20 protein-coding genes are annotated in these 22,935 nt (G+C 66.6%); 8 read left to right on the forward strand and 12 right to left on the reverse strand.

All coding sequences use genetic code 11. The annotated features are described in order from the left end of the window. The 6 genes from DT069_RS20785 to DT069_RS20810 form a co-directional block, all read right to left on the reverse strand. Window positions 1–955 (reverse strand): mannose-1-phosphate guanylyltransferase/mannose-6-phosphate isomerase (locus DT069_RS20785; RefSeq protein WP_119462262.1); only part of this gene is annotated, 955 nt, incomplete at its 3' end. A gap of 113 nt (window positions 956–1,068) precedes the next feature. Beyond that, window positions 1,069–2,040, reverse strand: a complete 972-nt coding sequence (locus DT069_RS20790) for an ABC transporter permease (RefSeq protein ID WP_119462263.1) — start codon at window positions 2,038–2,040, stop codon at window positions 1,069–1,071. Beyond that, window positions 2,037–3,005, reverse strand: a complete 969-nt coding sequence (locus DT069_RS20795; RefSeq protein WP_119462264.1) for an ABC transporter permease — start codon at window positions 3,003–3,005, stop codon at window positions 2,037–2,039. Before DT069_RS20795 ends, DT069_RS20790 begins: the two co-directional genes overlap by 4 nt. A gap of 16 nt (window positions 3,006–3,021) precedes the next feature. Continuing rightward, window positions 3,022–4,350: an NAD(P)/FAD-dependent oxidoreductase gene (locus DT069_RS20800; RefSeq protein WP_119462265.1), complete on the reverse strand. Its 1,329-nt coding sequence runs from the start codon at window positions 4,348–4,350 to the stop codon at window positions 3,022–3,024. Between the two features lie 92 nt (window positions 4,351–4,442). Beyond that, window positions 4,443–6,125: a peptide ABC transporter substrate-binding protein gene (locus tag DT069_RS20805; protein WP_119462266.1), complete on the reverse strand. Its 1,683-nt coding sequence runs from the start codon at window positions 6,123–6,125 to the stop codon at window positions 4,443–4,445. 73 nt (window positions 6,126–6,198) lie between these two features. Further along, a complete protein-coding gene (locus DT069_RS20810; protein ID WP_119462267.1) occupies window positions 6,199–6,894 on the reverse strand; it encodes an orotate phosphoribosyltransferase in 696 nt (231 codons plus the stop codon). Window positions 6,895–7,028: 134 nt separating this feature from the next. Between DT069_RS20810 and DT069_RS20815 the strand changes: the two genes are divergently transcribed. Further along, the gene (locus DT069_RS20815) at window positions 7,029–7,808 is read left to right on the forward strand and encodes an enoyl-CoA hydratase/isomerase family protein (protein WP_119462268.1); all 780 of its coding nucleotides are present in this window, start codon (window positions 7,029–7,031) and stop codon (window positions 7,806–7,808) included. 319 nt (window positions 7,809–8,127) lie between these two features. Here the strand turns inward: DT069_RS20815 and DT069_RS20820 are convergent, their stop codons facing one another. Together DT069_RS20820 and DT069_RS20830 are read right to left on the reverse strand one after the other, a co-directional pair. Beyond that, entirely contained in the window at window positions 8,128–8,562 is a 435-nt protein-coding gene (locus DT069_RS20820) for a PaaI family thioesterase (RefSeq protein WP_119462269.1), read from the reverse strand. Window positions 8,563–8,999: 437 nt separating this feature from the next. Continuing rightward, window positions 9,000–9,929, reverse strand: a complete 930-nt coding sequence (locus DT069_RS20830) for a PhnA-like protein (RefSeq protein ID WP_162913332.1) — start codon at window positions 9,927–9,929, stop codon at window positions 9,000–9,002. Between the two features lie 221 nt (window positions 9,930–10,150). Between DT069_RS20830 and DT069_RS20835 the strand changes: the two genes are divergently transcribed. Genes DT069_RS20835 through DT069_RS20845 form a run of 3 tightly spaced genes read left to right on the forward strand, consistent with a single transcriptional unit; the run spans window position 10,151 to window position 15,760 of the window. Further along, window positions 10,151–10,993 (forward strand): ImuA family protein, encoded by an 843-nt coding sequence (locus tag DT069_RS20835; RefSeq protein ID WP_162913333.1) that lies wholly within the window; start codon window positions 10,151–10,153, stop codon window positions 10,991–10,993. Next, window positions 10,878–12,512, forward strand: coding sequence for a Y-family DNA polymerase (locus DT069_RS20840; RefSeq protein ID WP_119462273.1), 1,635 nt, complete (start codon window positions 10,878–10,880; stop codon window positions 12,510–12,512). The genes DT069_RS20835 and DT069_RS20840 overlap by 116 nt, the downstream gene beginning before the upstream one ends. Window positions 12,513–12,526: 14 nt before the next feature. Beyond that, the gene (locus DT069_RS20845) at window positions 12,527–15,760 is read left to right on the forward strand and encodes an error-prone DNA polymerase (protein WP_119462366.1); all 3,234 of its coding nucleotides are present in this window, start codon (window positions 12,527–12,529) and stop codon (window positions 15,758–15,760) included. Between the two features lie 32 nt (window positions 15,761–15,792). Here DT069_RS20845 and DT069_RS20850 read toward each other — a convergent pair whose 3' ends face one another. Then, complete coding sequence (locus DT069_RS20850; protein WP_119462274.1) at window positions 15,793–16,233, reverse strand: hypothetical protein; 441 nt, start codon at window positions 16,231–16,233, stop codon at window positions 15,793–15,795. Between the two features lie 288 nt (window positions 16,234–16,521). Here DT069_RS20850 and DT069_RS20855 point away from each other — a divergent pair, with 288 nt between their 5' ends. Further along, window positions 16,522–18,222: an ABC transporter permease gene (locus DT069_RS20855; RefSeq protein ID WP_119462275.1), complete on the forward strand. Its 1,701-nt coding sequence runs from the start codon at window positions 16,522–16,524 to the stop codon at window positions 18,220–18,222. Between the two features lie 75 nt (window positions 18,223–18,297). Here DT069_RS20855 and DT069_RS20860 read toward each other — a convergent pair whose 3' ends face one another. Together DT069_RS20860 and DT069_RS20865 are read right to left on the reverse strand one after the other, a co-directional pair. Continuing rightward, the gene (locus DT069_RS20860) at window positions 18,298–19,341 is read right to left on the reverse strand and encodes a Fe(3+) ABC transporter substrate-binding protein (RefSeq protein WP_119462276.1); all 1,044 of its coding nucleotides are present in this window, start codon (window positions 19,339–19,341) and stop codon (window positions 18,298–18,300) included. 86 nt (window positions 19,342–19,427) lie between these two features. Continuing rightward, the gene (locus DT069_RS20865) at window positions 19,428–19,925 is read right to left on the reverse strand and encodes a hypothetical protein (RefSeq protein WP_162913334.1); all 498 of its coding nucleotides are present in this window, start codon (window positions 19,923–19,925) and stop codon (window positions 19,428–19,430) included. Window positions 19,926–20,078: 153 nt separating this feature from the next. On the opposite strand from DT069_RS20865, the gene DT069_RS20870 reads away from it, so the two are divergent. After that, complete coding sequence (locus DT069_RS20870; RefSeq protein ID WP_119462278.1) at window positions 20,079–20,582, forward strand: hypothetical protein; 504 nt, start codon at window positions 20,079–20,081, stop codon at window positions 20,580–20,582. Between the two features lie 99 nt (window positions 20,583–20,681). Further along, window positions 20,682–21,146: a bacterioferritin gene (bfr, locus tag DT069_RS20875; protein WP_119462279.1), complete on the forward strand. Its 465-nt coding sequence runs from the start codon at window positions 20,682–20,684 to the stop codon at window positions 21,144–21,146. A 228-nt stretch (window positions 21,147–21,374) separates the two neighbouring features. On the opposite strand, the gene DT069_RS20885 is transcribed toward bfr, so the two are convergent. Next, complete coding sequence (locus DT069_RS20885) at window positions 21,375–21,587, reverse strand: (2Fe-2S)-binding protein (protein ID WP_119462281.1); 213 nt, start codon at window positions 21,585–21,587, stop codon at window positions 21,375–21,377. A 271-nt stretch (window positions 21,588–21,858) separates the two neighbouring features. On the opposite strand from DT069_RS20885, the gene phnD reads away from it, so the two are divergent. After that, window positions 21,859–22,881 (forward strand): phosphate/phosphite/phosphonate ABC transporter substrate-binding protein, encoded by a 1,023-nt coding sequence (gene phnD / locus DT069_RS20890; RefSeq protein ID WP_425450438.1) that lies wholly within the window; start codon window positions 21,859–21,861, stop codon window positions 22,879–22,881. Window positions 22,882–22,935 lie beyond the last annotated feature (54 nt).

Consider the following 22,935-nt stretch of genomic DNA (forward strand, 5'->3'; position numbering starts at 1 on the left):
GGCCGACCGCGGCGACCAGCCGGCTCTCGGCCCGGATGTAGCTGTTCCTGAGCCCGGCGGCGAGGACGTCGCCGATGAGCGTGTTGCCGGCGCCATCCTTCGCCGCCGTCTCCCACAGTGCGGCCCACGAGCCGACGTCGCTCCAGCCGATGTCGAGCGGCACGACGGCGGCGCTGTCGGTCCGCTCCATCACGGCATAGTCGATCGAGCGCGCCGGCGCGCCGGCGAAGGCCTCCTGGTCGAGGCGGAGGAAGTCGAGATCGCGCACCGCCCGCGCGACGGCTTCGCGGGTCGCCGCCAGCATCTCCGGCTCCAGCCGCGCGAGCTCGGCGAGATAGCGGGCGGCGCGGAACAGGAACATGCCGCTGTTCCAGGCATAGCCGCCATCGGCGAGGTAGGACTCGGCCGTCGCGCGGTCGGGCTTCTCGACGAACCGGTCGACCCGAAAACAGCCGGGACAGCCGTCGAGGACACCGCCGCGCCGGATGTAGCCATAGCCGGTCTCCGGCTTGTCGGGGGCGATGCCGAAGGTGACCAGCGCGCCCGCATCCGCCGCGCGGACGGCCTGGTCGACCGCCTCCCGGAACCGCTCGGGCGCCGCGACATAATGGTCCGACGGCAGCACCAGCATCACCGCCTCGCCATCCTGCGCGGCGAGAAGATGCGCGGCCGCCGCGATCGCGGGCGCGGTGTTGCGGCCGATCGGCTCCAGCAGGATGGTGATCGGTGCGCCGCCCAATTCACGCGCCTGCTCGGCGACCAGGAAGCGGTGCTCGTCGTTGCAGACGACGAGCGGCGCGGCGAAGCGGGCGGGGTCGGCGACCCGCTGCAGCGTCTCCTGCAGCAGCGTCAGCTCCGAGGTCAGCGGCATCAGCTGCTTCGGATAGGCCGCCCGCGACACCGGCCACAGCCGCGTGCCGGAGCCGCCGGAGAGAATGACCGGGTAGATCTTCATCGCCTCGCTGCCTTTTGACGCCCGAACGATAAAACCACAGAGGCACAGAGACACGGAGAAGTAAAAAATTCCCTCTGTGTCTCTGTGCCTCTGTGGTTCAGAACTTCGGAAGACTAGCCGTTGATCGCGCGGGGGTCGAGTGCGTCCTGCAGGCCGTCGCCAAGGAAGTTGAAGGCGATCACGGTCAGGAAGATCATCAGCCCCGGCCAGACCGCGAGCGCCGGTGCGGCCCAGATCAGCTCCTGCGCGTTAGTCAGCATGTTGCCCCAGCTCGGCAGCGGCGGCTGGATGCCGAGCCCGAGGAAGCTCAGCACCGATTCGAGCAGGATGATGTTGCCGACCGAGAGCGTCGTCGCGACCACCAGCGGCGAGATCACGTTCGGCAGGACATGCATCGCCATAACCCGAAGCGGGCCGGCGCCGAGCGCGACCGCTGCGCGGACGAACTCGCGCTCGCGCATCGACAGGGTGGCACCCCGCACCAGCCGCGCGACGGTGGTCCAGCCGACGAGCGTGATCAGAATGGCCATGCGATAGAAGCTGGCCTGGTCGGACGCGGCGATGGCGTCCGGCAGCCCCAGCTTGGAAAAGTCGATCGCGGCCAGGACGATCAGCAGCGGCAGCAGCGGCAGCGCGATCACCCCGTCGGTCAAGCGCATCAGCAGCGCATCGAAGCGGCCGCCGAAATAGCCGGCGACGAGTCCGATTGCGGTGCCGATCACGCCGACGGCCAGGGCGACGACGAGGCCGATCCCGAGCGAAACCCGGCCGCCATAGAGCAGCCGCACCAGAAGATCCCGGCCAAGCTCGTCAGTGCCCAGCGGGTGGGCGGGCGATGGCGGCTGGAACCGGTTCAGGAGGTCCACAGCGTTGGCGTTGATGCCGAGCCAGGCTTCGATCAGCGGCGCCGCCAGCACCATGACCGCCAGAAGCAACAACAGCCCGGCGCTCGCCGCGGCCAGGCGATGACGCAGGAACCGCCGCCACAACCGCCCATGTTGCAGGGTTGCGCCGGTCGGCAGCCGCGCCGCAGCGCTCAGGAGAGGCTCGATCCGATCCGCCTGCCTGTCCACTCCCCGGCTCATCGATAGCTGATCCGCGGATCGAGCCAGGCATAGGCGAGGTCGGCGAGCAGGTTCGCCAGCAGCACCACCGCCGTCGCGAGCAGCAGGCCGACGAGCGCCAGATTGTAGTCGTTGCCCATCACCGCGTCGTAGATCGTCTTGCCCATGCCGAGATAGGCGAAGATCGTCTCGGCCACGAGCGCGCCTGAGAACAGCGTGCCGAAATCGAGCGCCAGGATCGTGACCACCGGAATCATCGCGTTGCGCAGCGCATGATGGAGCAGCAGCCGTATCGGCCCGACCCCCTTGGCGCGGGCGGTGCGAATATGGTCCTGGCGCAGCGCCTCGATCATCGCCGCCCGGATGTAGCGGATCAGCGTGCCGGCGCTGACCAGCGTCAGGGTCAGGACCGGCAGCACCAGATAGGTCGCCCGGTCGGCCAGCGCCGCGAGACTGCCGGGCGCGATGCCGACCGTCGCCGTGCCCCCGGCCGGCAGGACGCCGAGCACCACCGCGAACAGGATGATCAGCAGGATCGCGAGCCAGAAGGTCGGGATCGAAATGCCGGCGAAGGCAACGAGATTGATGAGATTGTCGCCCAGGCCGTGCGGCCGCGCCGCCGCCAGGATGCCGGCCGGCAGCGCCAGCAGAAGGGCGAGGGTGAAGCTCGCGCCCATCAGCAGGACCGTGTTGCCGAGCCGTGGCCACAACACCTCCAGCACCGGCCGGGCATAGAGCCGGGAATAGCCGAAATCGCCCTGCAGCGCCGCGCCGAGCCAGGCGAGATAGCGCTCATGCAGCGGCCGGTCGAGGCCGTAGACCGCCTTCAGCCGGGCGGCATCCTCCGGCGTCAGCGACGGGTCGGAGGCGATCATCAGGTCGATCGGATCGCCCGGCATCAGGCTGATCAGCCCGTAGATCACGAATGACATGACCAGCAGCACCAGCGCGGTCTCGGCCAGCCGCTGCAGGATGAAGCGGATCATCCGAGCGGCGCCCGTTTCATACTCCTGTCGTCGGCCTCGGGCGCGAGCCGTCCGTGAAGCGGGAGAACCGGAAGGGCGCGGGGTCGACGACCGGTGGGCCGCCGGTGACCAGATCGGCCATCAGCCGGCCCGCGCCGGGGCCGATGCCGAAGCCGTGGCCTGAGAAGCCCGTGGCAATGAAGAAGCCGGGAATCGTCTCAACGGGAGAGATGACCGGGACGGCGTCCGGGGTCGCGTCGATCAGGCCCGCCCAGCGCTCCGCGATCGGAACGTCCTTGAACAGCGGGAAGGCGCGCGCGAGGTTCGCCTTCGCCGCGTCGATATCCGCCGCGGCCGGTTCGGGGTCGAGGACGCGAACGCGCTCGAACGGCGAAATCTCGTCGAGCGCCCAGCGCTTGGGCATGCGCCATTCGTCGAGAAAGCGCCTGCCGGGTCTGAGCCTTATGTCCTTCCACTCGATTCGCAGCACGGGAAGGAAATCGAAGAAGAAGCGGAAGCTGTCGGGCACGATCTCGGCGACGTTCGAGCTGCCATGCGCGACCGTGTAGCCGCCGTCGAGCCGCTTGCGGAAGGCGAAGCCCGGCCCCCAGGCTGCCGCCTCCGGCCCGCCATCGACCGGTGCCGTGCGCATGACGGAGGCCAGCACCTTGAGCTGGGGGAGCCGCAGTCCGAGATTGCGGCAGAACCGACTGGACCAGGCGCCTCCGGCCAGCACCACGGCGTCGCAGGCGATCCGCCCCTTCTCCGTGACGACGGCCGCCGTCCGGCCCGCCGAGGTCTCGATGCCGCGGACGGCGCAGCCCGTGAGGATGGTGGCGCCGAGCCGCCTTGCGGCGTTGGCGATTGCGGGCGCCGCCCTCTGCGGCTCCGCCCGCCCGTCGCTCGCGGTATAGAGCGCGCCGGCCCAGCGCCCCGCCGAGCCGGGCAGGAGCCGGTCGAACTCTTCGCCGGTGACGATTCGCGAATCGAGCTGGTACGGCTTCGCGTGTGCGAGCCAGGCTTCGCGTTTGGCGAGGTCCTGCTTGCTCTCGCAGAGATAGAAGATGCCGGTGTTCCGGAAGCCGGTCTCGGCCTCCACCCGCTCGTTCATGCCTTGCCAGAGACGCGAGCTCTCGATGATCAGCGGAAGCTCGCGCGGGTCGCGTCCCATCTTGCGGACCCAGCCCCAGTTGCGGCTCGACTGCTCGCCCGCGATATGTCCCTTCTCGCAGAGCACGGTCGAGACGCCCTTCTGTGCAAGGAACAGGGCGGTGCTTACACCGATGATCCCGCCGCCGACGATCACGACATCGGCGCGGGCGGGAAGGGTTTCGTCGGCTGTTACGGGATCGACTCGCGGGGCCATTCTTCATGCTTTCATGATGCTGCAGCCCCCGATCACAGGCTAGCTTGCGGCTCGGTGTCAAGGTCGTGATACAAAGGGCCGAAAGCGCGATGTTATTCGGCTGGGCTGCTCACCCGCCAATCTTCGATCCACAGCGTCGACGGGTCCAAATGTCCCGTCGGCGTCACGCCATCGAGCCACGGCGGCAGGATGAAGGCCTGCGCCCGGAAGAACAGCGGCAGGGCCGGCAGCCCCTCGGCATAGAGGACCTGAAGCCGGTGCCATAGCTGCTCGCGCTTCGCCCGGTCCAGCTCGACCTCGATCGCGTCGATCAGCCGGTCCATCTTGGCGTTTCGGAAGCCGGTATAGTTCTGGCCGGTGAAATTGTTTTCCGGCGTCGGGATACTTTCCGAATGCAGGATCGTGCGCGGCACGTTCTCCGGTGCGCTCAGCCAAGCGAACAGCACCATCCCCTCGAATTGCCGCTTGCTCAGCGTCTCGCTGAACAAGACGCGGGCCGGCTGATTCCGGATGCGGATGTCGACGCCGACCGCGCGCCACTGGCTCTGCAGAACCTGCTCCACCAGCTCGCGGGTGCGGTCGCCGGCCGTGGACATCAGCTCCAGGCTCAAGGGATCGCCGGCGGCGTTGTGGCGGATGCCGTCGCGCATCTTTGTCCAGCCGGCCTCGTCGAGAAGCGCTGCCGCGCGCTCCGGATCATAGGCGTAGCGCGGCACGGAGCCGGTATGCACCCAATCGAGCGGACTCACGCTCGTGAATGCGACCGGCTGCTGTCCGCCGAACAGTTGTTGGGTGATCTTTTGCCGGTCGAGCGCGAAGAGCAGCGCCTGCCGCACGCGCCGGTCGGCCAGGATCGGGTTCTCGAGATTCAGGTCGAGATGCTCGTAGAACAGCACAGGCTTGTAGAGGATATCGAAGCGGTCGCCATGCCGGGTCTCGAAGGCGAGCGCCTGATCGACGGTCAGGCCGACCTCGCCGGCGATATAGTCGATGGCGCCGGACAGGAGATTGGCTTCCAGCGCCGCCGTATTCTCGATTACCCGGACGACGACGCGCTCGAAGGCGGGCGGCTCTCCCCACCAGGTGGGGTTGCGCTCCAGCACGATCTGCGCGCCGGGCGTCACCGAGACGATCCTATAGGGGCCGAACCACAGGCCCGGATTGGCGGGATCGGCATCGTAGGTCGTCCGGTTGCGATATTCGGCCGGCTCGGCGAAGGCGTCGCGTTCGAGATGGGCGGGCAGCAGCTCGAAATCGTTGATCGCATTGTAGGTGAACTCGACCCGGTCGAAATGCATCGTGAAGGTCTTGTCGTCCTTCACGTCGATCCGGAGGATCCGCCGATAGAACTCGGCATTGGCGATGCCGCTCTGCGGATGGGCGCCGGTCTCGTAGGTGAACATCACGTCCTCGGTCGTGACCGGAACGCCATCGCCCCAGGTGGCGTCGGAATGGATGCTGTAGGTGACGGCGATGCCTTGCCTCCCGTCGTCCAGAGTCTCCAGCTTGGCGAGGCCGTTCTCCAGCGTCGGCAATTTGGTACAGAGCAGACAGACGAGTTCCCAATCGGCGTCATAGGCGGTGAAGGGCCGATGCGCCATGCCCAGCACATAGGCCTTCGCCATCATCGAATCGATGTTCGGATTGAGGGTGGAGGGGAACTGCGTCATGCCGATGACGAGCTGCTCGCGCGCCGCGGCCGAACCCGATGCGACGAGCAGCAGCGCAAGCGCCCCGAGCATCGCACGAAGCGATGCAGGCAGCATTTTCACCATCGCCGCCTCCCTTCGACGTTGTTTGTCGCCGATGTTAGCAACCACCGACGGCGAAACAAAATCGGGCGGCGGTTTATGCCGACTCCGCCTTCCCGCCATGCTTGGCGGACCAGCCCTCCGGGTCCTCGAGGAAGGCGCGGACCTGTGTGATGCCCTTGGCATCGAGTGCGCCGGACTCCTCGGCGGCGGCGAGCACGTCCCACCAAGTGCCGAGCCCGTGCAGCCGCACGCCCTCGGCCGCCAGGGTCTCCACGCTCTGCGGAAAGATGCCGTAGTGGAAGACGACGAGCGCGTCGGCCACCGCACCGCCGCCGTCGCGGATCGCGTGGACGAAGTTCAGCTTGCTGCCGCCGTCGGTCGCCAGATCCTCGACCAGAAGCGTGCGGCAGCCGGGCGGCATGGCGCCCTCGATCTGGGCGCCGCGGCCGAAGCCCTTCGGCTTCTTGCGGACATAAAGCATCGGCAGGCCGAGACGCTCGGCGATCCAGGCGGCATAGGGAATGCCCGCGGTCTCGCCCCCGGCCACCGCGTCGATCGATTCGAAGCCGATCTCGCGCTCGATCAGCGCCACCGCCATGTCGATCACCTTCCGCCGTGCCCGCGGGAAGGAGATGATCTTGCGGCAGTCGATATAGACCGGGCTCGCCCGGCCGGAGGTCAGGATGAACGGGTCGTCCGGGCGGAAATGCACCGCCTCGATCTCCAGCAGGATGCGGGCAGTGGTGCGGCCGGCCTCGGCCGCTGCGGGGGAGGGGGACGGGAGAGTCATCGGTCGGCTCCTTCGGTCAGGCGCCCTCTATCTATCGGCAAAGCGCGACCGCGACAACCGGCGCTTGCGGCGCTTGTGTGGGGTCTCATAGCTGCTAGCTTTGCGGCGCTCTCTTGCTTCGAAAAGGTCCGACCATGTCCGACGTCGTCCTGCTCGCCCGCGAAGGCGATATCGCCACCGTCACCCTGAACCGCCCGGAGAAGCTGAACGCGCTGAACCTCGCCATGTGGCGGCGGCTCGGCGATGTGATGCGGGAGGTCGCCGCCGACGATGGCGTCCGCTGCGTCGTGCTGCGCGGCGCCGGCGGACAGGCCTTCAGCCCCGGCGCCGATATCTCCGAGTTCGAGAGCCTGCGAGCGACGCCGGCGCAGGCGGAGGCCTATGCCGAGGTGATGTATCCGGCGCTGCGGGCGGTGCGCGACTGTCCGCAGCCGACTGTGGCGATGATCCAGGGCCTTTGCGTCGGCGCCGGGCTGGAGATCGCCAGCCTGTGCGACCTCCGGATCTGCGGCCGGTCGAGCCGGTTTGGCGTGCCGATCCAGCGGCTCGGCCTGACCATGGGCTATCCAGAGATCGCCGCACTGATCGAGCTCGTTGGCCGGGCCACGGCGCTGGAGATCCTGCTCGAGGGGCGCGTCTTCGATGCGGCGGAGGCCTATGACAAGCGCCTCGTCAGCCGCGTCGTACCCGACAAGGCGGTGGCGGAGGAGGCGATGGCCGCCGCCCGGCGCATCGCCGACGGCGCGCCGCTGGTTCATCGCTGGCACAAGAAGTTCGCCCGCCGCTGCCTCGACCCCGCGCCCTTCTCCGCGGCCGAGATCGCCGAAAGCTTCGCCGCCTGCGCGACCGAGGACTACCGGACCGGTATCCGCGCCTTCCTCGCCAAGGAGAAGCCGCGGTTTGAGGGGCGGTGAGGGTGCGTCCGGTAGAAATTAACCGCAACTAATGCCAAATTTGTGTCAATCGACTTTGCATATAATGGTTAATTTTTTGGCGCGACCTTGGTTTCCAGCATCGTCTTCAGCGCCAGCCCAGACGGCGAGTGGTTCGACAATGACTTCTCGGTGGCCGGCCTCACCACTGCTGTGTCGGAGCTGGCAACGCTTACACTGGTTGGGCGCCGGCCTGCTCGGCCTGGGCCTGCTGCGCCGTCGCCGCGCGGCCTAACAAGACTGTCGAAATTCTTTAGAGCGGCGGCTCCAGTTCGGAGCCGCCTTTATTCTTTGGGCGGAGCTACCTTTCGGCGACAGGCTCGCCTTCGGGTGTCTCGCTGCCGCAGCGATAGCGGAACACGCCTTCGCCCTGGGCGATCAGCCGGCCGGCCTGGTCTCGGACTTCGCATTGGGTGAAAAAGATCCGGCGCCCACCGGCGGTTGCCCGCCCGACGGCGGTGAGGATGTCACCGGCGCGGGCTTGGCCGACGAACTGTGTGTTTAGGGAGAGCGTCACCGCCCGGCGCCGGTTGCCCGGCACGGTGCAGTAGCAGCCGGAATAGCCGCAGGCCGTGTCGATGAGGGTGGCCAGCAGCCCGCCATGCGGAACGCCGGTCCGGTTCAGATGATCGGGGCCGACGGTCAGCGCGACCTCGGCATATCCCTCCCGCCAGGCGATCAGGCGATAGCCGACGAGACGGCCGAACTGTCCCGGAACTTCCAGCGACTCCTGCATGGGCGGCGAGAGTGCCGGATCGCCTCTCGCCTGTCCAGGGCACTACCAAGACTCAAGGAATTTTTGAGAGAGTCGGAAGGAGGTAATCAACCAAATCCTGTGGAAGGGCGGGTAAGCCATTGTTATGATGCGACGACACACGCATGGCCCTGCAAGGTTTGCCGAAATGCCGCCCCTTGATGCCGCTCCGGATGCTGACCTGCCGATGACGTCGGGTGAGCCCGCCTCATCGCCTTTATCAGCGAGTCAGATCGCGGCGCTGGTCGGAATGGTTGTCGGGGCCCTGGCGCGGGGACAGAGCGTGACCGTGATGTCGGAAGGGCGGATGCTGGCTCGATATCTTCCGACACCCGCCGAGGACGAGGGCGATGGCTCGAAAGACGAAACCGGCCGGAAGCCGTGAGCGTCCGGCCGGATGTCGTCACCGAGCACCGTCATTAATAGCGCGTAGTCGTCGTTGCTGTCAGGACCGTCTCTTCGCGGGGCGTGCCCATACGGCCGCCGATCGCGCCGGCGATCGCCCCGAGCAGCAGCGCGATGAAGCTCGAGATCGCCGCCGTCGAGACCGCATCGGTGGTCGCCTCGGCGGCCTGGACGGCCTGCTGCTCTGCCTGGGCCATGGTCTGCTGGTAGCTGTTGACCCATTCCTGCAGACGTTGCTCCGCCTGCTGCGGCGTCATTCCGGTCTGCTGCGACAGGATGTCGATGACGGTCTGCCGGTCGGCGGGTGAGGGCTCGCCGCCCGAGGCCGCGATGCGGGCGAGCGCCGCGGTAAGGGAGTCTGCGGCGGCTTGCGGGTTGTCCGTATTGGCGGCCAACAGGTCACGCGCCTGCTGCTGCAGGGTTTCCAGGGGGTTTCCCGCGCCGCCGGTGACGGCGGAGGCCGCCGTGGTCGCCGCCTGTCCGGCCGCTTGGCCGAGTCCCGAAACGGCGTTTCCCAGAACGCCGAAGGCGCCGCCGAGGAGACTGCCGGCCGTGCTGGTCAGCAGGTAGATAACGACAAGCGTGGTCGCCGCCCAGGTCACCAGCCCGTGCAGGACGCCGTCCGTCCGGACGGGTATGCCGGCCAAGCGGCTCGCCACCCAGCCGCCGGCGAGGGCGGCGAGGATGCCGGAGACCGCCCACCAGATACTGGCCCCGAGCGTGAGCGGGGTGGCGTCCGGCGAGCCGCCGCGGGTCGGATCGATGGTGCTCATGCCGATGCCGAGCCCCAGTGTCGTCAGCAGCAGATGCGTGATGAGCGAGATCACGACGCCGGCGAATACGGCGCCCCAGGAAATTCGACGGAGCGCGCTGGTCATCGGGGTGGCTGTGGTAACGGGCGCCGACGCGCCTCGGTCCAAGTCGTAGTCGGTCCGGGTAGTCATGAGGTGACTCCTCACAATTGGGAATTGCGGGCCGGAATCGCTGGAACAAACAGGGGACGGAGCGAAAAGTTCCTCCGAAGGTTGGCGAGGAATCTCTTTTCAGGTCGGAATTCGGCTGGTAGCCCAGGCATACGGTCGATTCTCCATTGATTACTGCATCTACTTGACTCCAGCCTGCCCCAATTCTAGAACAAATAGAGAACATCTATTGACGTAGGGGAGTGATGGAGGGGCCGGAGGGCGATCTGGACAAGGCGGTGCGGCTGGCCGGCTTACGGGCCATGCTGCGGCGACTGGAGCAGGGGAGCGTGGCTGCCGATCGTCCGCCGCTGGTCTTCGGGTTACCGTCGATCGACGACGCGCTTGGCGGCGGTCTGTCCCTCGGCTGCCTGCATGAGATCGTCGCGGCCGTGGAGGGTGACGATGCCGCGACCGGCTTCTGTGCCGCGCTGCTCGGCCGGCTCGCCGCGGACAGCAAGCCGATCCTGTGGATCGGCCATGAACTCTATGCGCCGGGGTTACTTGCTTTCGGCCTCGACCCCGGACGGTTGATCACGGTCGATCCCTCACGGCCCGCCGACCGGCTTACGGCGATGGAGGAGGGCATGCGCTGTTCCGCTCTGGCGGCCGTGCTGTGTGAATCGGACCTCCTCGATCTGACAGCCGGTCGCCGTCTGCAATTGGCGGCTGAGGCCCATGGCGTGACCGGACTTCTCCTGTGTCGCCAGCCGCCTCCTTCGGCAGGCCAAGGGACGGGGCGGGCGAGTGCTGCCGTGACGCGCTGGCGCATTGCCGCGGCGCCGAGCGCGGCAAGACGTGTCGGTTCGGCCCAGGGCTCCTCGGGGGGCTCGGTGGGGGGGCCGCCTTTGCTGGGTCGGCCGCGCTGGCGGGTGGAACTGCTGCGGTGCCGCGGCGGCAGGACGGGCGAATGGTTGGTGGAGTGGCGCGATGAGACGGGTGATTTCGCTTTGGCTGCCGCGCTTTGCGACGGATCGGCTGCGCCGGCTCGCAACGACATCCTCCAATGGGATATCGCGCGGCAGGCTGCCGACGGAACAGGATAAGCCTCTCGTCACCGTCCTGACTGCCGGCGGTCGGCAAATGGTGGTCGCCGTCGACCGGAGGGCCACGGCGGCGGGACTCCGTCCCGGGCTGCCGCTTGCCGATGCCCGGGCACTCGCGCCCGATCTCGCGGTCCGGCCGGCCGATCCGGAGGGCGAAGCGGCGACGCTTGCCCGCCTTGCCGAATGGTGTGGCCGTTACAGCCCCTGGACGGCGGTCGAAGCCGCGGAGGACGGGACCGGGGCTGGATACGGGGCGGGACTCTGGCTGGATGTCACCGGATGCGCCCATCTTTTCGGCGGCGAGGCGGCGCTGCTCGACGATCTGCTCGGCCGGTTCCGCCGCTGGGGCTATGCGGCACGGGCGGCGCTTGCCGATACGCCCGGCGCAGCCTGGGCACTGGCGCGTTTCAAGGATGGAGCTGCTGGGGGCGAGACGATCGACGATACCCTGACAACCGGTCCTGGTGGGAGTGTCGTCCTCGTCCCAGGCGGGGCGCGGGCCGCGCTGGCACCGCTTCCGGTGGCCGCGCTGCGCCTCGCGCCAGAAGTAACAGAGGGGCTCGACCGGCTCGGTCTGCGGCGGATCGTCGATCTTTATCCGATACCGCGGGCAACGCTGGTGCGCCGCTTCGGGCCGTCGCCGGGACTCCGTCTCGATCAGGCGCTGGGGTGTGTCGCCGAGCCGATCTCGCCGCGCCCGCCGGCGGCGGATCTCGTCGCGCGGCTGATCTTCGCCGAGCCGATCCTCCATATCGAGGGTTTGACCGAAGGGCTGCGACGATCGACCGCGGAACTCTGCCGCGTTCTGACCGCAGCGGCTCTCGGCGCGCGGCGACTCGAGCTGGCTCTCTACCGGGTCGACGGTGGCGTGCGCCGCGCCCGCATCGGTACCAGCCGCCCGACCCGCGATCCCGCCGCCCTGCAGCGGCTGTTCGCGGAACGGCTCGAAGATCTCGATCTCGGCTTCGGTATCGAGGCGATGACTCTGACCGCTCTCGAGGTCGCCCCCCTGCCTGCCCTGCAACTAGGGCTCGCGGGCAGGCAAGGCGCGCCGCTCGGGACCCCGGCGGATGACGCACTGGCGCCGTTGGTCGACCGTCTCGGCAACCGGCCCGGCCTTGCTGCCATCCTCCGCTTCGGCCCCCGGGAAAGCCATCTGCCGGAGCGCGCCGTGGCGGCGAAGAGGGCACTCGACCCGGGGGCATCCGGTGTTTGGCATCCGATGCCGCCACGGCCGTCGCGCCTGCTCGCGCGCCCCGAGCCTGTCGAGGTGACGGCGCTGCTGCCCGATCATCCGCCGGTCCTGTTCCGCTGGCGCGCGCGGCTGCACCGCGTCGCCCGCGCCGGGGGACCGGAACGCATCGCCCCCGAATGGTGGAGAGCGCCGCGCCAGGATGCGTCATCTGATGTGATCCGCGACTACTTCCAGGTCGAGGACGAAGACGGCCGCCGCTTCTGGCTCTATCGCGAAGGGTCGGAGGGGGCGGGACGATGGTACCTGCACGGGTTGTTCGCTTGAGCAAGGTGGTGAGGATGACACGGGCCTATGCCGAACTGCAGATCACCAGCAATTTCAGCTTCCTGCGCGGCGCCTCGCATCCGGAGGAGTTGGCCGCCGCCGCTGCCGAGCTGGGCTTGGCAGCGATCGCGCTGACCGACCGCAACAGCCTGGCCGGGGTGGTGCGCGCGCATCAGGCGGCGAAGGTCGCCGGCCTCCGCTTTATCGTCGGCGCGCGCGTGGATTTGCGAGAATCTCTTCTCTCCCCCTCGACGGGGGATGGGTGGGGAGGAGGTAAGGCCTCAGGCTGGGATGCTTCGAAACCAAGTCTCAGCCTTCTCGTCTTCCCCATCGACCGTGCCGCCTATGGCCGGCTGGCCCGGCTGCTCACGCTGGGCAAGCGCCGCGCGCCGAAGGGGCAGTGTTATTTGGCCCTCACCGACCTTCTCGCCCATGGCGAAGGGCAGATCGTCGTCGCCCTGCCGCCGGACACCCCCTGGGGGATGGAGGCCGATGGCTTCGTGGAGACCCTGCAGAGGCTGTGCTGGGAGTTTCCCGACCGCGCCTATCTCGCGACGCATCATCTCTATCGCGGCGATGACGCCCGCCGGCTGGCGGAGCTGGCGGACCTCGCCGCGCGCTGCGGCACGCCGCTGGTCGCGACCAACGATGTGCACATGCATGAGCCCGGCCGCCGGCCGCTGCAGGATGTGCTCACCTGTATCCGCGAGCATTGCACGATCGACGAGGCCGGCTACCGGCTGTTCGCCAATGCGGAGCGGCATCTGAAATCGCCGGCGGAGATGGCGCGGCTGTTCGCCGCCTATCCCGATGCCATCGCCCGCACCGTCGAGATCGCCGAGCGCTGCCGCTTCAGTCTCGACGAGCTGCGCTATGAATATCCGACGGAGCTGACGCGCGAGGGTCGCACGCCGCAGCAGGAGCTTGTCCATCTCGCCTGGGAGGGCGCGCGGCAGCGCTATCCAGGCGGCCTGCCCGCCAAGGTGAAGAAGGCGCTGGAAGACGAGCTCGGCCTGATCGGGCAGCTCGGCTACGCGCCCTATTTCCTCACCGTGCACGACATCGTGCGCTTTGCCCGGGAACAGGACATCCTCTGCCAAGGCCGCGGTTCGGCGGCCAATTCGGTGGTCTGCTATTGCCTCGGCGTCACCGCCGTCGATCCGATCCGGATCGATCTTCTGTTCGAGCGCTTCGTCAGCGCCGAGCGCAACGAGCCGCCCGATATAGACGTCGATTTCGAGCATGAGCGGCGCGAGGAGGTGATCCAGTACATCTATAAAAAATATACGCGCGAGCGGGCCGGACTCGCCGCAACGGTGATCCGCTATCGCGGCCGCAGCGCCATCCGCGAGGTCGGCAAGGCGATGGGGCTGTCGCTCGACACCGTTGGCGCGCTGGCCGAGACGGTGTGGAGCTGGAGCCGCGACGAAATGACGAAGGCGCATGTGCGCGAGGTCGGGCTCAACCCCGAGAGCCCGCGCCTGGCGATGGCGCTCACCCTCACCAGGCAGCTGATCGGCTTCCCGCGCCATCTGTCGCAGCATGTCGGCGGCTTCGTCATGACCCGCGGGCTGCTCGAGGAGCTGGTGCCGATCGAGAACGCGGCGATGCCGGACCGCACGATGGTCGAATGGGACAAGGACGACCTCGATGCGCTCGGCATCCTCAAGGTCGACGTGCTGGCGCTCGGCATGCTGACCTGCCTCGCCAAGGGCTTCGACCTGCTGCGGCGTCATTACGGGGTCGATTACGATCTCGCCACTGTACCGGCCGAGGATCCCGCGGTTTACGACATGCTCTGCGCGGCCGATTCGATCGGCGTGTTCCAGGTCGAAAGCCGGGCGCAGATGACTATGCTGCCGCGCCTCAGACCGCGCGAATTCTACGATCTGGTGATCGAGGTGGCGATCGTCCGGCCGGGGCCGATCCAGGGCGACATGGTGCATCCGTACTTACGTCGTCGCAACGGGGAGGAGAAGATCGACTACCCCTCCCCGGAACTGCGCGAGGTCCTGGAGAAGACGAAGGGCGTGCCGCTGTTCCAGGAACAGGCGATGCGCATCGCGATCGCCGCCGCCGGCTTCACCCCGGCGCAAGCCGACCAGCTGCGCCGGGCGATGGCGACCTTCCGCAGGGCCGGAACGATTCACACGCTCCGGGAGAAGTTCATCGAGGGCATGGTCGCGCGCAGCTACGACCGTGGCTTTGCAGAGCGCTGCTTCAATCAGATCGAGGGTTTCGGCGAATACGGCTTTCCAGAGAGCCATGCCGCCAGCTTCGCGCTGCTGGTCTATGTCTCGGCCTGGCTGAAATGCCGCTACCCGGCGGTGTTCGCGGCGGCGCTGCTGAACAGCCAGCCGATGGGCTTCTACGCGCCGGCGCAGATCGTCCGCGACGCGCGCGAACATGGCATCGAGGCGCGACCGGTCGACGTCAATGCCAGCCTGTGGGACTGCACGCTCGAGCCGGCGGCTGACGGCGGGCAGGCGCTCCGCCTCGGCTTCCGCCAAGTCAAGGGCTTTGGCCGCACCGATGCCGACCGGCTGGTGGCGGCGCGCGGCAACGGCTATGCCGATCCGCTGATGCTATGGCGCAAGGGCGGCCTCGACGCGCCGGCACTCGAAGCGCTGGCCCGCGCGGACGCCTTCCGCTCGATGGGGCTCGACCGGCGCGAGGCGCTGTGGGCGGTGAAGGGGCTGGGAGGGATAAGGACGCAAGGTCCTCTGCCGCTGTTCGCCGCCATGGGCGAAGAGGAGCAGGGGGCCGAGCCCGAGGTCGCCTTGCCGGCGATGTCGCTTGGCGAGCATGTCGCCGACGATTATGCCAGCCTGCGCCTCTCCCTGAAGCAGCATCCGCTGGCGCTCCTGCGCGAAGGCCTCGCCCGCGACGGCTGGACTCCGGCCGTGCAGTTCGCGCAGTTCGCGAGCGGCCGGCGGGTCCGGGTTGCCGGAATCGTGCTGCTGCGCCAGCGCCCGGGAACCGCCAGCGGCGTCATCTTCTCCACCATCGAGGACGAGACGGGCGTCGCCAATATCGTCCTTTGGCCGCGTGTGTTCGAGCGCTTTCGCAAGACCGTCCTGACGGCAAGCCTGCTCGGCGTCGAGGGCAAGCTGCAGCGGGAAGGCATCGTCACCCATGTAGTGGCCGACAGCCTCGTCGACCTCTCGCCGCTGCTGCGCGGCCTAGCCAATGGACCTCCGGTACCTGATAGGCGCCATCCGGATTTCCCGTCGCGGGATTTCCGCTGAGAGTGAGCGTGGATTTCCTGAAAGTTGCCAGCCTAATGCTGCTGGCGGGCGCGGAAATCGATTCGGATCACGTTCTCGTTGGCGGGCTCATTGGCGGGCTGACCGGAGGGAGGCAGGGCAGGCACCGGCCAGTTCGGGTTGTCGTTGAAATAGTGCACGAGCGGCAAGGCCCGTTCCCCCAACCCCTGCGCAAAGCTGCGGGCGGTGCGCGGATTGTCGTGGCTGCACATGACGAACCGCATCGCCTGCGTCACCAGCCGTCGCAGGCTGCGGTCGATCGCCGGAAATGATTCCGTGCACCGCGTCCGCGCCTGCACCATGGCCGTCAACAGGGAGAAGAGCTGCTGCTGGTGTGTTCGGAAGTTGGCTGCGTCGGCGGTATTCATCGCACGCGAAACATGCCAGGCGGAGAAGACGAAGCGCTTCGCATATTCGGCGAAGACGGCCTCGTCTCCGGCGGTCGAAGAGGTCATCGAGCTTCCTTCAAACTAAAATTATTACAAAACCTTAGGGGATGCTTCCTGACTCGTCAAGGAAGCGGGCGGCTGGTCTGTTCTCATCTTTGCGCTTGTTTTCACACCGCTGCGGATCGGACCTCATGTTTCGACAAGCTCAACATGAGGTCCTCGTCCTGAGCCCGTCGAAGGACGAGGACCGGGTGATGGACTCGAACGGAAGGCGCTCTCGTTTATTGAGAATGCTTCGCAAAGACAAGGGTATCGGGTAGTCTGGCGAGAATCTGGACCACGGCACGAACCCCGATGAGCGAAGCCGTCTATAACCTGACCTCCGATCGCCCTCCTGTTCGCCGCCGCTCCTGGCGGCCCGACGGTTTGACCATGGTCGCGCTGATCGTGGCCGTGCTGCTGTCGATTCCGGTCGCGACCGTCTTCGTCCATGTCTTCGTGCCGAGCGAGGGCACGCTCGCTCATCTCGCCGATACGGTGCTGCCGCTCTACGTCACGAACACCCTGTCGCTCGTCGTCGGTGTCGGGGTCGGTGTGCTGCTGCTCGGCGTCAGTACTGCGTGGCTCGTCACCATGTGCAGCTTCCCGGGACAGCGGGTCTTCGAGTGGGCGCTGATCCTGCCCCTGGCGGTTCCGGCCTATGTGATGGCCTATGCCTATACCGACTTCCTGCAGTTCGCCGGGCCGGTGCAGGGCCTTCTGCGCGATATCACCGGCTGGGGTGCGCGCGACTACTGGTTCCCGGAGATTCGCTCGCCCGGCGGCGCGATCGCGATGCTGATCCTGGTGCTCTATCCCTATGTCTACCTGCTGGCCCGCGCCGCCTTTCTCGAACAGTCGGTCTGCGCGCTCGAGGTCAGCCGCACGCTCGGCTGCACGCCCTGGTCCAGCTTCTTCCGCGTCGCGCTGCCGCTCGCGCGGCCGGCGATTGCCGCCGGCGTGGCGCTCGCGCTGATGGAGACGCTGGCCGATTTCGGCACCGTCTCCTATTTCGGCGTCCCGACCTTCACCACCGGCATCTACCGGGCTTGGTTCTCGATGGGCGACCGGATCGCGGCGGCGCAGCTTGCGACGGGCCTGATGGCATTCGTTTTCGCCGTTCTGCTGCTCGAACGCTGGAGCCGCGGCCGCGGCCGGTATCACCACACCTCGAACCGCTATCGGAATCTCGGACGTTATCGGCTGACCGGTAGCCGCGCTGCACTGGCCGCCGCCGCCTGCGCCCTGCCGCTGACGCTCGGATTTCTGCTGCCGTTCGGGATTCTTCTTGAAATGTCGCTGACCAACGGCGATGCGCAGTTCGGACCGCGCTTCATCGGGCTGGCGCTCAACAGCTTTACGCTGTCGACGATCGGCGCGCTGCTGGCGGTCCTGCTTGCATTGCTCATGGCGTTTGCCGTGCGGCACGGTAAGAGCCACCTTGCACTGCTGGCCAACCGTGTCGCCGGGATGGGCTATGCCGTGCCGGGGTCCGTGATCGCGGTCGGCGCGCTGATTCCGCTGGGGCTGTTCGACAATACGCTCGATGCCTGGATGCGCGCGACGTTCGGCATCTCGACCGGGTTGCTCCTCACCGGCACCATCGCGGCGCTGATCTTCGCTTACATGGTCCGCTTCCTCGCCGTGTCGCTGCAGGCGGTGGAGGCGAGCCTGGGAAAGGTCCGGCCCAGCATGGACGATGCCGCGCGCTCGCTCGGCGTTCGCCCCTTGCGCATGTTGGGCCGGGTCCATATTCCGCTGATGTGGAGCAGCCTGCTGACCGCCGGGCTCGTCGTCTTCGTCGATATCATGAAGGAACTGCCGGCCACCTTGATCATGCGGCCGTTCAACTTCGATACGCTGGCGGTGCAGGCCTATCACCTCGCCTCCGACGAACGGCTGAGCGAGGCGTCGACCGCTGCACTCGCGATCGTCGCCGTCGGCCTTCTGCCGCTGATCCTTCTCTCGCGCACGATCACCCGCTCGCGTCCGGGGCAGGACGGCGACCAGCTATAAACCGACCATAAAAAAAGACCCTGCCCGAAGAGGGCAGGGTCCGGCAGTCGGGTCGAGGCATTCTGCTTCGACGGATTATTTCCAGCCGGCGCGGTCGAAGATCTTCTGCGCCAGCGGCTGGTTCTCGCCGTAAAGGCTGACGTTGATCTTGTCGGCCTTGAAATCGCCGAGCGTCGAGAGCGCGTCGCTCTCCGTCACGCCCTCTACGACGGGGTACTCGTTGTTGCCATGCGCGAAATAGCGCTGCGCCTCGTCGCTGGCGAGATACTCGAGGAACTTCACCGCCGCTTCCTTGTGCGGTGCATTCTTGAGGACTCCGGCGCCGGAGATGTTGACATGCGTGCCGCGCCCGTCCTGGTTGGGGAAGATCACGCCGACATTCTCCACGACTTCCTTATCGGCCGGGTCGTCGGACTGGAGCAGCCGCACGAAGTAGTAGGTGTTGGCGACGGCCAGCCCGCATTCTCCGGTCCCGACAGCCCTGATCTGGTCGGTGTCGCCGCCCTGCGGGTCGCGCGCGAAATTCGCGACGACGCCCTCGGCCCACTCCTGAGCCTTCTCTTCCCCGTGATGCGCCACCAGGGAGGCGAGGAGGGACAGGTTATAGATGTTCGAACTGGAGCGGATGCAGATCATGTCGTTCCACTTCGAGTCGGCAAGATCCTCGTAGGTGCTGATCTCCGCCGGATCGACCATGTCCTTGTTGTAGAAGATCACCCGCGCCCGGGTCGAGAAGCCGAACCAATGGCCGTCCGGATGACGCAGATTGTCCGGAATGCGTTCCTCCAGTACCTTGGAGTTGATTGGCTGGAACAGGCCCTCCTGGTCGGCGCGCCACAGCCGGCCCACATCGACGGTGATCAGCACGTCGGCCGGGCTGTTCATGCCTTCCGCCTTGAGACGCGCGATCAGCGGGTCTTCCTTGTCCTCGATCCGATTGATCCGGATCCCGGTCTGCTCGGTGAAGGTCGAATAGAGCGCCTCGTCGGTCTGGTAGTGGCGCGAGGAATAGATGTTGAGCTCTTGAGCCGCGGCTTGGCCGCCTGCGCCGGCGAGCAGTGCGATGCCGGTGACCGCCGCCAGCGAGGTCAACAGCACAGTCCGAAGCTTTCCGTTCATTGTGTAACTCCCGAACAGTGGTGGACGCAAATAAGAACAGTTCTCATTCGCGAACAATAGAGGATCGCGGCAGCCCGTCAAGCCGCTCAGCGCGTCTCGTTTAGGTCGGCAAGGCCGGAGCCTTGTGCCGGCGGAGCAGGGGAAACGGCAAGCGGCAGGACGCAACCATGGTCGCGAAGCGCCGCCGCGATGAGTTCGACCAGGGGCAACGCCTGCCGGGCGGCGTCCGCCGGCATGAGCCAGGCGAGGTGCATCTGCATCTGCTCACCCGATCGCGCCTGCGCCGCCGAGAAGAGCCGCAGCAGCCGATGCTCGTGCGGCGTCGCGCCGGGCCATCCGGGCGGGCCGAGCGCCAAGGGGCGCCTGCCGTGCCGGGCCAGCAGGAGAAGCATCTGCCGAAACGCGGTGGACGCCGCCCGACCGTCGCGATCTCCGCAGGCTTCCCGGAACGCACGTTCGACGAGGCAGGCGGTGGCGCAGCGGAACGCATATTTGCGTGTCGCCCAGACGAGGAGGCGTTCACCGCCGCTCAGCGCGAGGGCTGTTGGGCCTGTATCCGCGTGCCGGGCCGCCATTTCGCTCATCCGATCCTCCATGCCCTCGACGCTGACAACGCTGAAGTTACGATAATGAGAATGAGTTGCAATTGCAAATGGAGATCCGTATTGTTATCGACGTGATGTCCCAACCCTGGCCAACCCGAGAGGCCACCCCTGGCTCGGAGGCGGAAGACGACAATGAACAGCGGAGACGAGCGCAGAACCGACGAACTGACCTGCTCGGAACAGTTCGTTCTATGGACGGCCCGCAGCTGGGTGGCCGCGTTCAAGCATCGGCAGCCGGTGTATCCCCATCTGAGGCAGGGGTTCGAGGTGGCCGGCATTCCCGACGGACTCTTCGCCCTGGATGAGTTGATGGGGCTGCTCGCTTCGGCGGCGCGGCGGCCGCTCGACTTCCGTTGCGTGAAGTGTCGCAAGGTCGGTGCCGACGAAGCCTTGCTGCTGCGCTGTCTGGCGGCCTGTCAGTCCGGCCCCGCGCCCGAGATCGATCGGGTGCTGATGGATTGGCTGCCGCCCGCCGCGGCCCGAACGGCGTTGCGACCGGTGATGATTCTCGCGATGCTGCTCGATAGCATCGGCATGCGCGTCCCGGTAGCCGATCCGGGGCCGTCGGTTCCGCAGCACCATGCCGATGGTCGCCTCATGCCCTGCGCCGACCCGGGCCTCCACCGCATTCAATAAGAGTGTCGAACAGACCTTATCCACGGCCCGTCGTTGCGGTTCCGGGCCGGACGGGCTAGCTTCCTTTTCAGCAAATCGATTCAGGGAAGGACAGCCGGCATGAAGGGCGATCCGAAGGTCATCGAGTATCTCAACCGGGTCCTTAAGGGCGAACTGACGGCGATCAATCAGTATTTCCTGCATGCCCGCATGCTCGAAAATTGGGGACTGAAGGAACTCGGCGAGTACGAATACAAAGAGTCGATCGACGAGATGAAGCATGCCGACGACTTGATCAAGCGGATCTTGTTTCTCGAAGGCCTGCCGAACCTCCAGGACCTCAACAAGCTGCTGATCGGGGAGGGCGTGAAGGAGATTCTGGAGTGCGATCTCAAGGTCGAGCAGACCGCCCTAACCCTGCTGCGCGAAGCGATCGCCTATTGTGAGACGGAGCGCGATTATGTCAGCCGCGATCTGTTCGAGGATATTCTTGAAGACGAGGAGGAACATGTCGACTGGCTGGAGACCCAGCTTGGGTTGATCGACAAGATGGGACTACAGAACTACATCCAGTCGCAGGCCTGAACGGAGGCCGAGCAGGGAGCTTAACGGGTCACCCTATCCGCCATTCCGGCCGGTCGGCCGTTTGAAGCCACATCGACGGGAGCCGGGCTGAAATCGCTGCTTCCGGCTGCGTCGGCGGCCTTTTCCGCTGGGCGGCTTCGGCCTCGCCGCTCGATGGCGAATGCGAGAACGTTCGCCAAGGTCTGCGGGGACAGGCTTCGCCAAATCATCATCGGCTACGACCTCCCTTCAGCCGACGGCGTGGCGTGCGTTGGCGGGGCCGACCTGCGGCACCTTGCTGCTGCCATCGCCATCGAGAAAGGACCGAATCATTTCGCCGCACTTGCCGCATTGGGGCGCGACGCCGCAATTGCGGTAGACGCTTCCGAGAGATGCGGCGCCCGACTCGATCGCGCCGCGAATCCGCCTGTCGGTCAGGGCATTGCAAATGCAGACATACATGTCGTGCCGACCCTCCTCAATTCGATGACAGAATGCCGCTAACTAAGAATGATTGTCAATTTCATTCTTAGCTAATGGAGCAATATTCCGGTCGGTTCCATGGAGCGGGGCGGGGGTATATGCCCTGCCCGGAGTCGTTGCGAATGTGTCAGATTTATGACTAGGGTTATGCCGAAGCCGACCCCGCGACCTAAAGTCGCAGGGCCTGCTTGTGGTGGAGAACCGGATAGGCCCGGCATCGGGCGAAAAATTACAAGAAGGAGGAAGAATAATGACGGATGCGGCGTCCCCGATGTCTCCCGGACCGGCCTACGGGCTGCGGACGCTTGGCGTAGCCCTGTGCTCGCTCGTCTTTCTCGCCGTGCCGCTCGTCGCCGGTGGAGAGGCGCAGGCGCAGGATTGTCCCAATCGCGGCGATCTCGATTCGATGTATTGCGATGCGAATGGTGATCTGGTCGCCGATCCGCCCGCCGAGCTCGTCGACCCGTCGACCCTGGTCTTCGCCTATACCCCGGTCGAGGACCCGGCCATCTATGAGGACATCTGGCAGCCCTTCATCGACCATCTGGAGGAGGTGACCGGCCGCGACGTCCAGTTCTTCGCCGTGCAGTCGAATTCGGCCGAGGTCGAGGCGATGCGTAGCGGCCGGCTCCACATCGCCGGCTTCTCCACCGGGCCCACGCCCTTCGCCGTCAATCTGGCCGGCGCCGTTCCGTTCGCGATCATGGGCTCGGAGGATGGGCGGTTCGGCTATACGCTCCAGCTCTACACCCGCAAGGACAGCGGCATCGATTCGATGAAGGACCTGAAGGGCAAACGCGTGGCCCATACCTCGCCGACCTCCAACTCGGGCAACCAGGCGCCCCGCGCGCTGTTCCCGAAGCAGGGGATCGTCCCGGACGAGGATTACGAGGTCGTCTATTCCGGCTCGCATGACCAGTCGATGCTGGGCGTGGTCGCGGGAGACTATGACGCGGCGCCCGTCGCCTCCGAGGTGGTGGATCGGATGGCCGACCGCGGCCTCTATGATCCGGAGGAGGTGAAGATCATCTACGAATCGAAGCCGTTCCCCACGACCTCCTATACCTACGCCCATAATCTCGACTCGGCGCTGGTGGAGAAGATCAAGGAAGCCTTCTTTACCTTCGATCTGGAGGGAACGGCGCTGGGGGAGGAGTTCTCCGGCGTCAGCAAGTTCGTTCCGATCGAGTACAAGGAAGACTGGGAAGTGATCCGCGAGATCCAGGAGGCCAACGGCGTCGAATACACGCCGGAAAGGCTGGCGGAAGAGTAACCGCCTTTCTTCGGGTGGCCGTCGGGATGGCGGCCACCCTCTCCTGATCCTTGG

The sequence above is a fragment of the Virgifigura deserti genome (genome assembly GCA_003576685.1).
In the GTDB taxonomy this organism is placed as follows: domain Bacteria; phylum Pseudomonadota; class Alphaproteobacteria; order Dongiales; family Dongiaceae; genus Virgifigura; species Virgifigura deserti.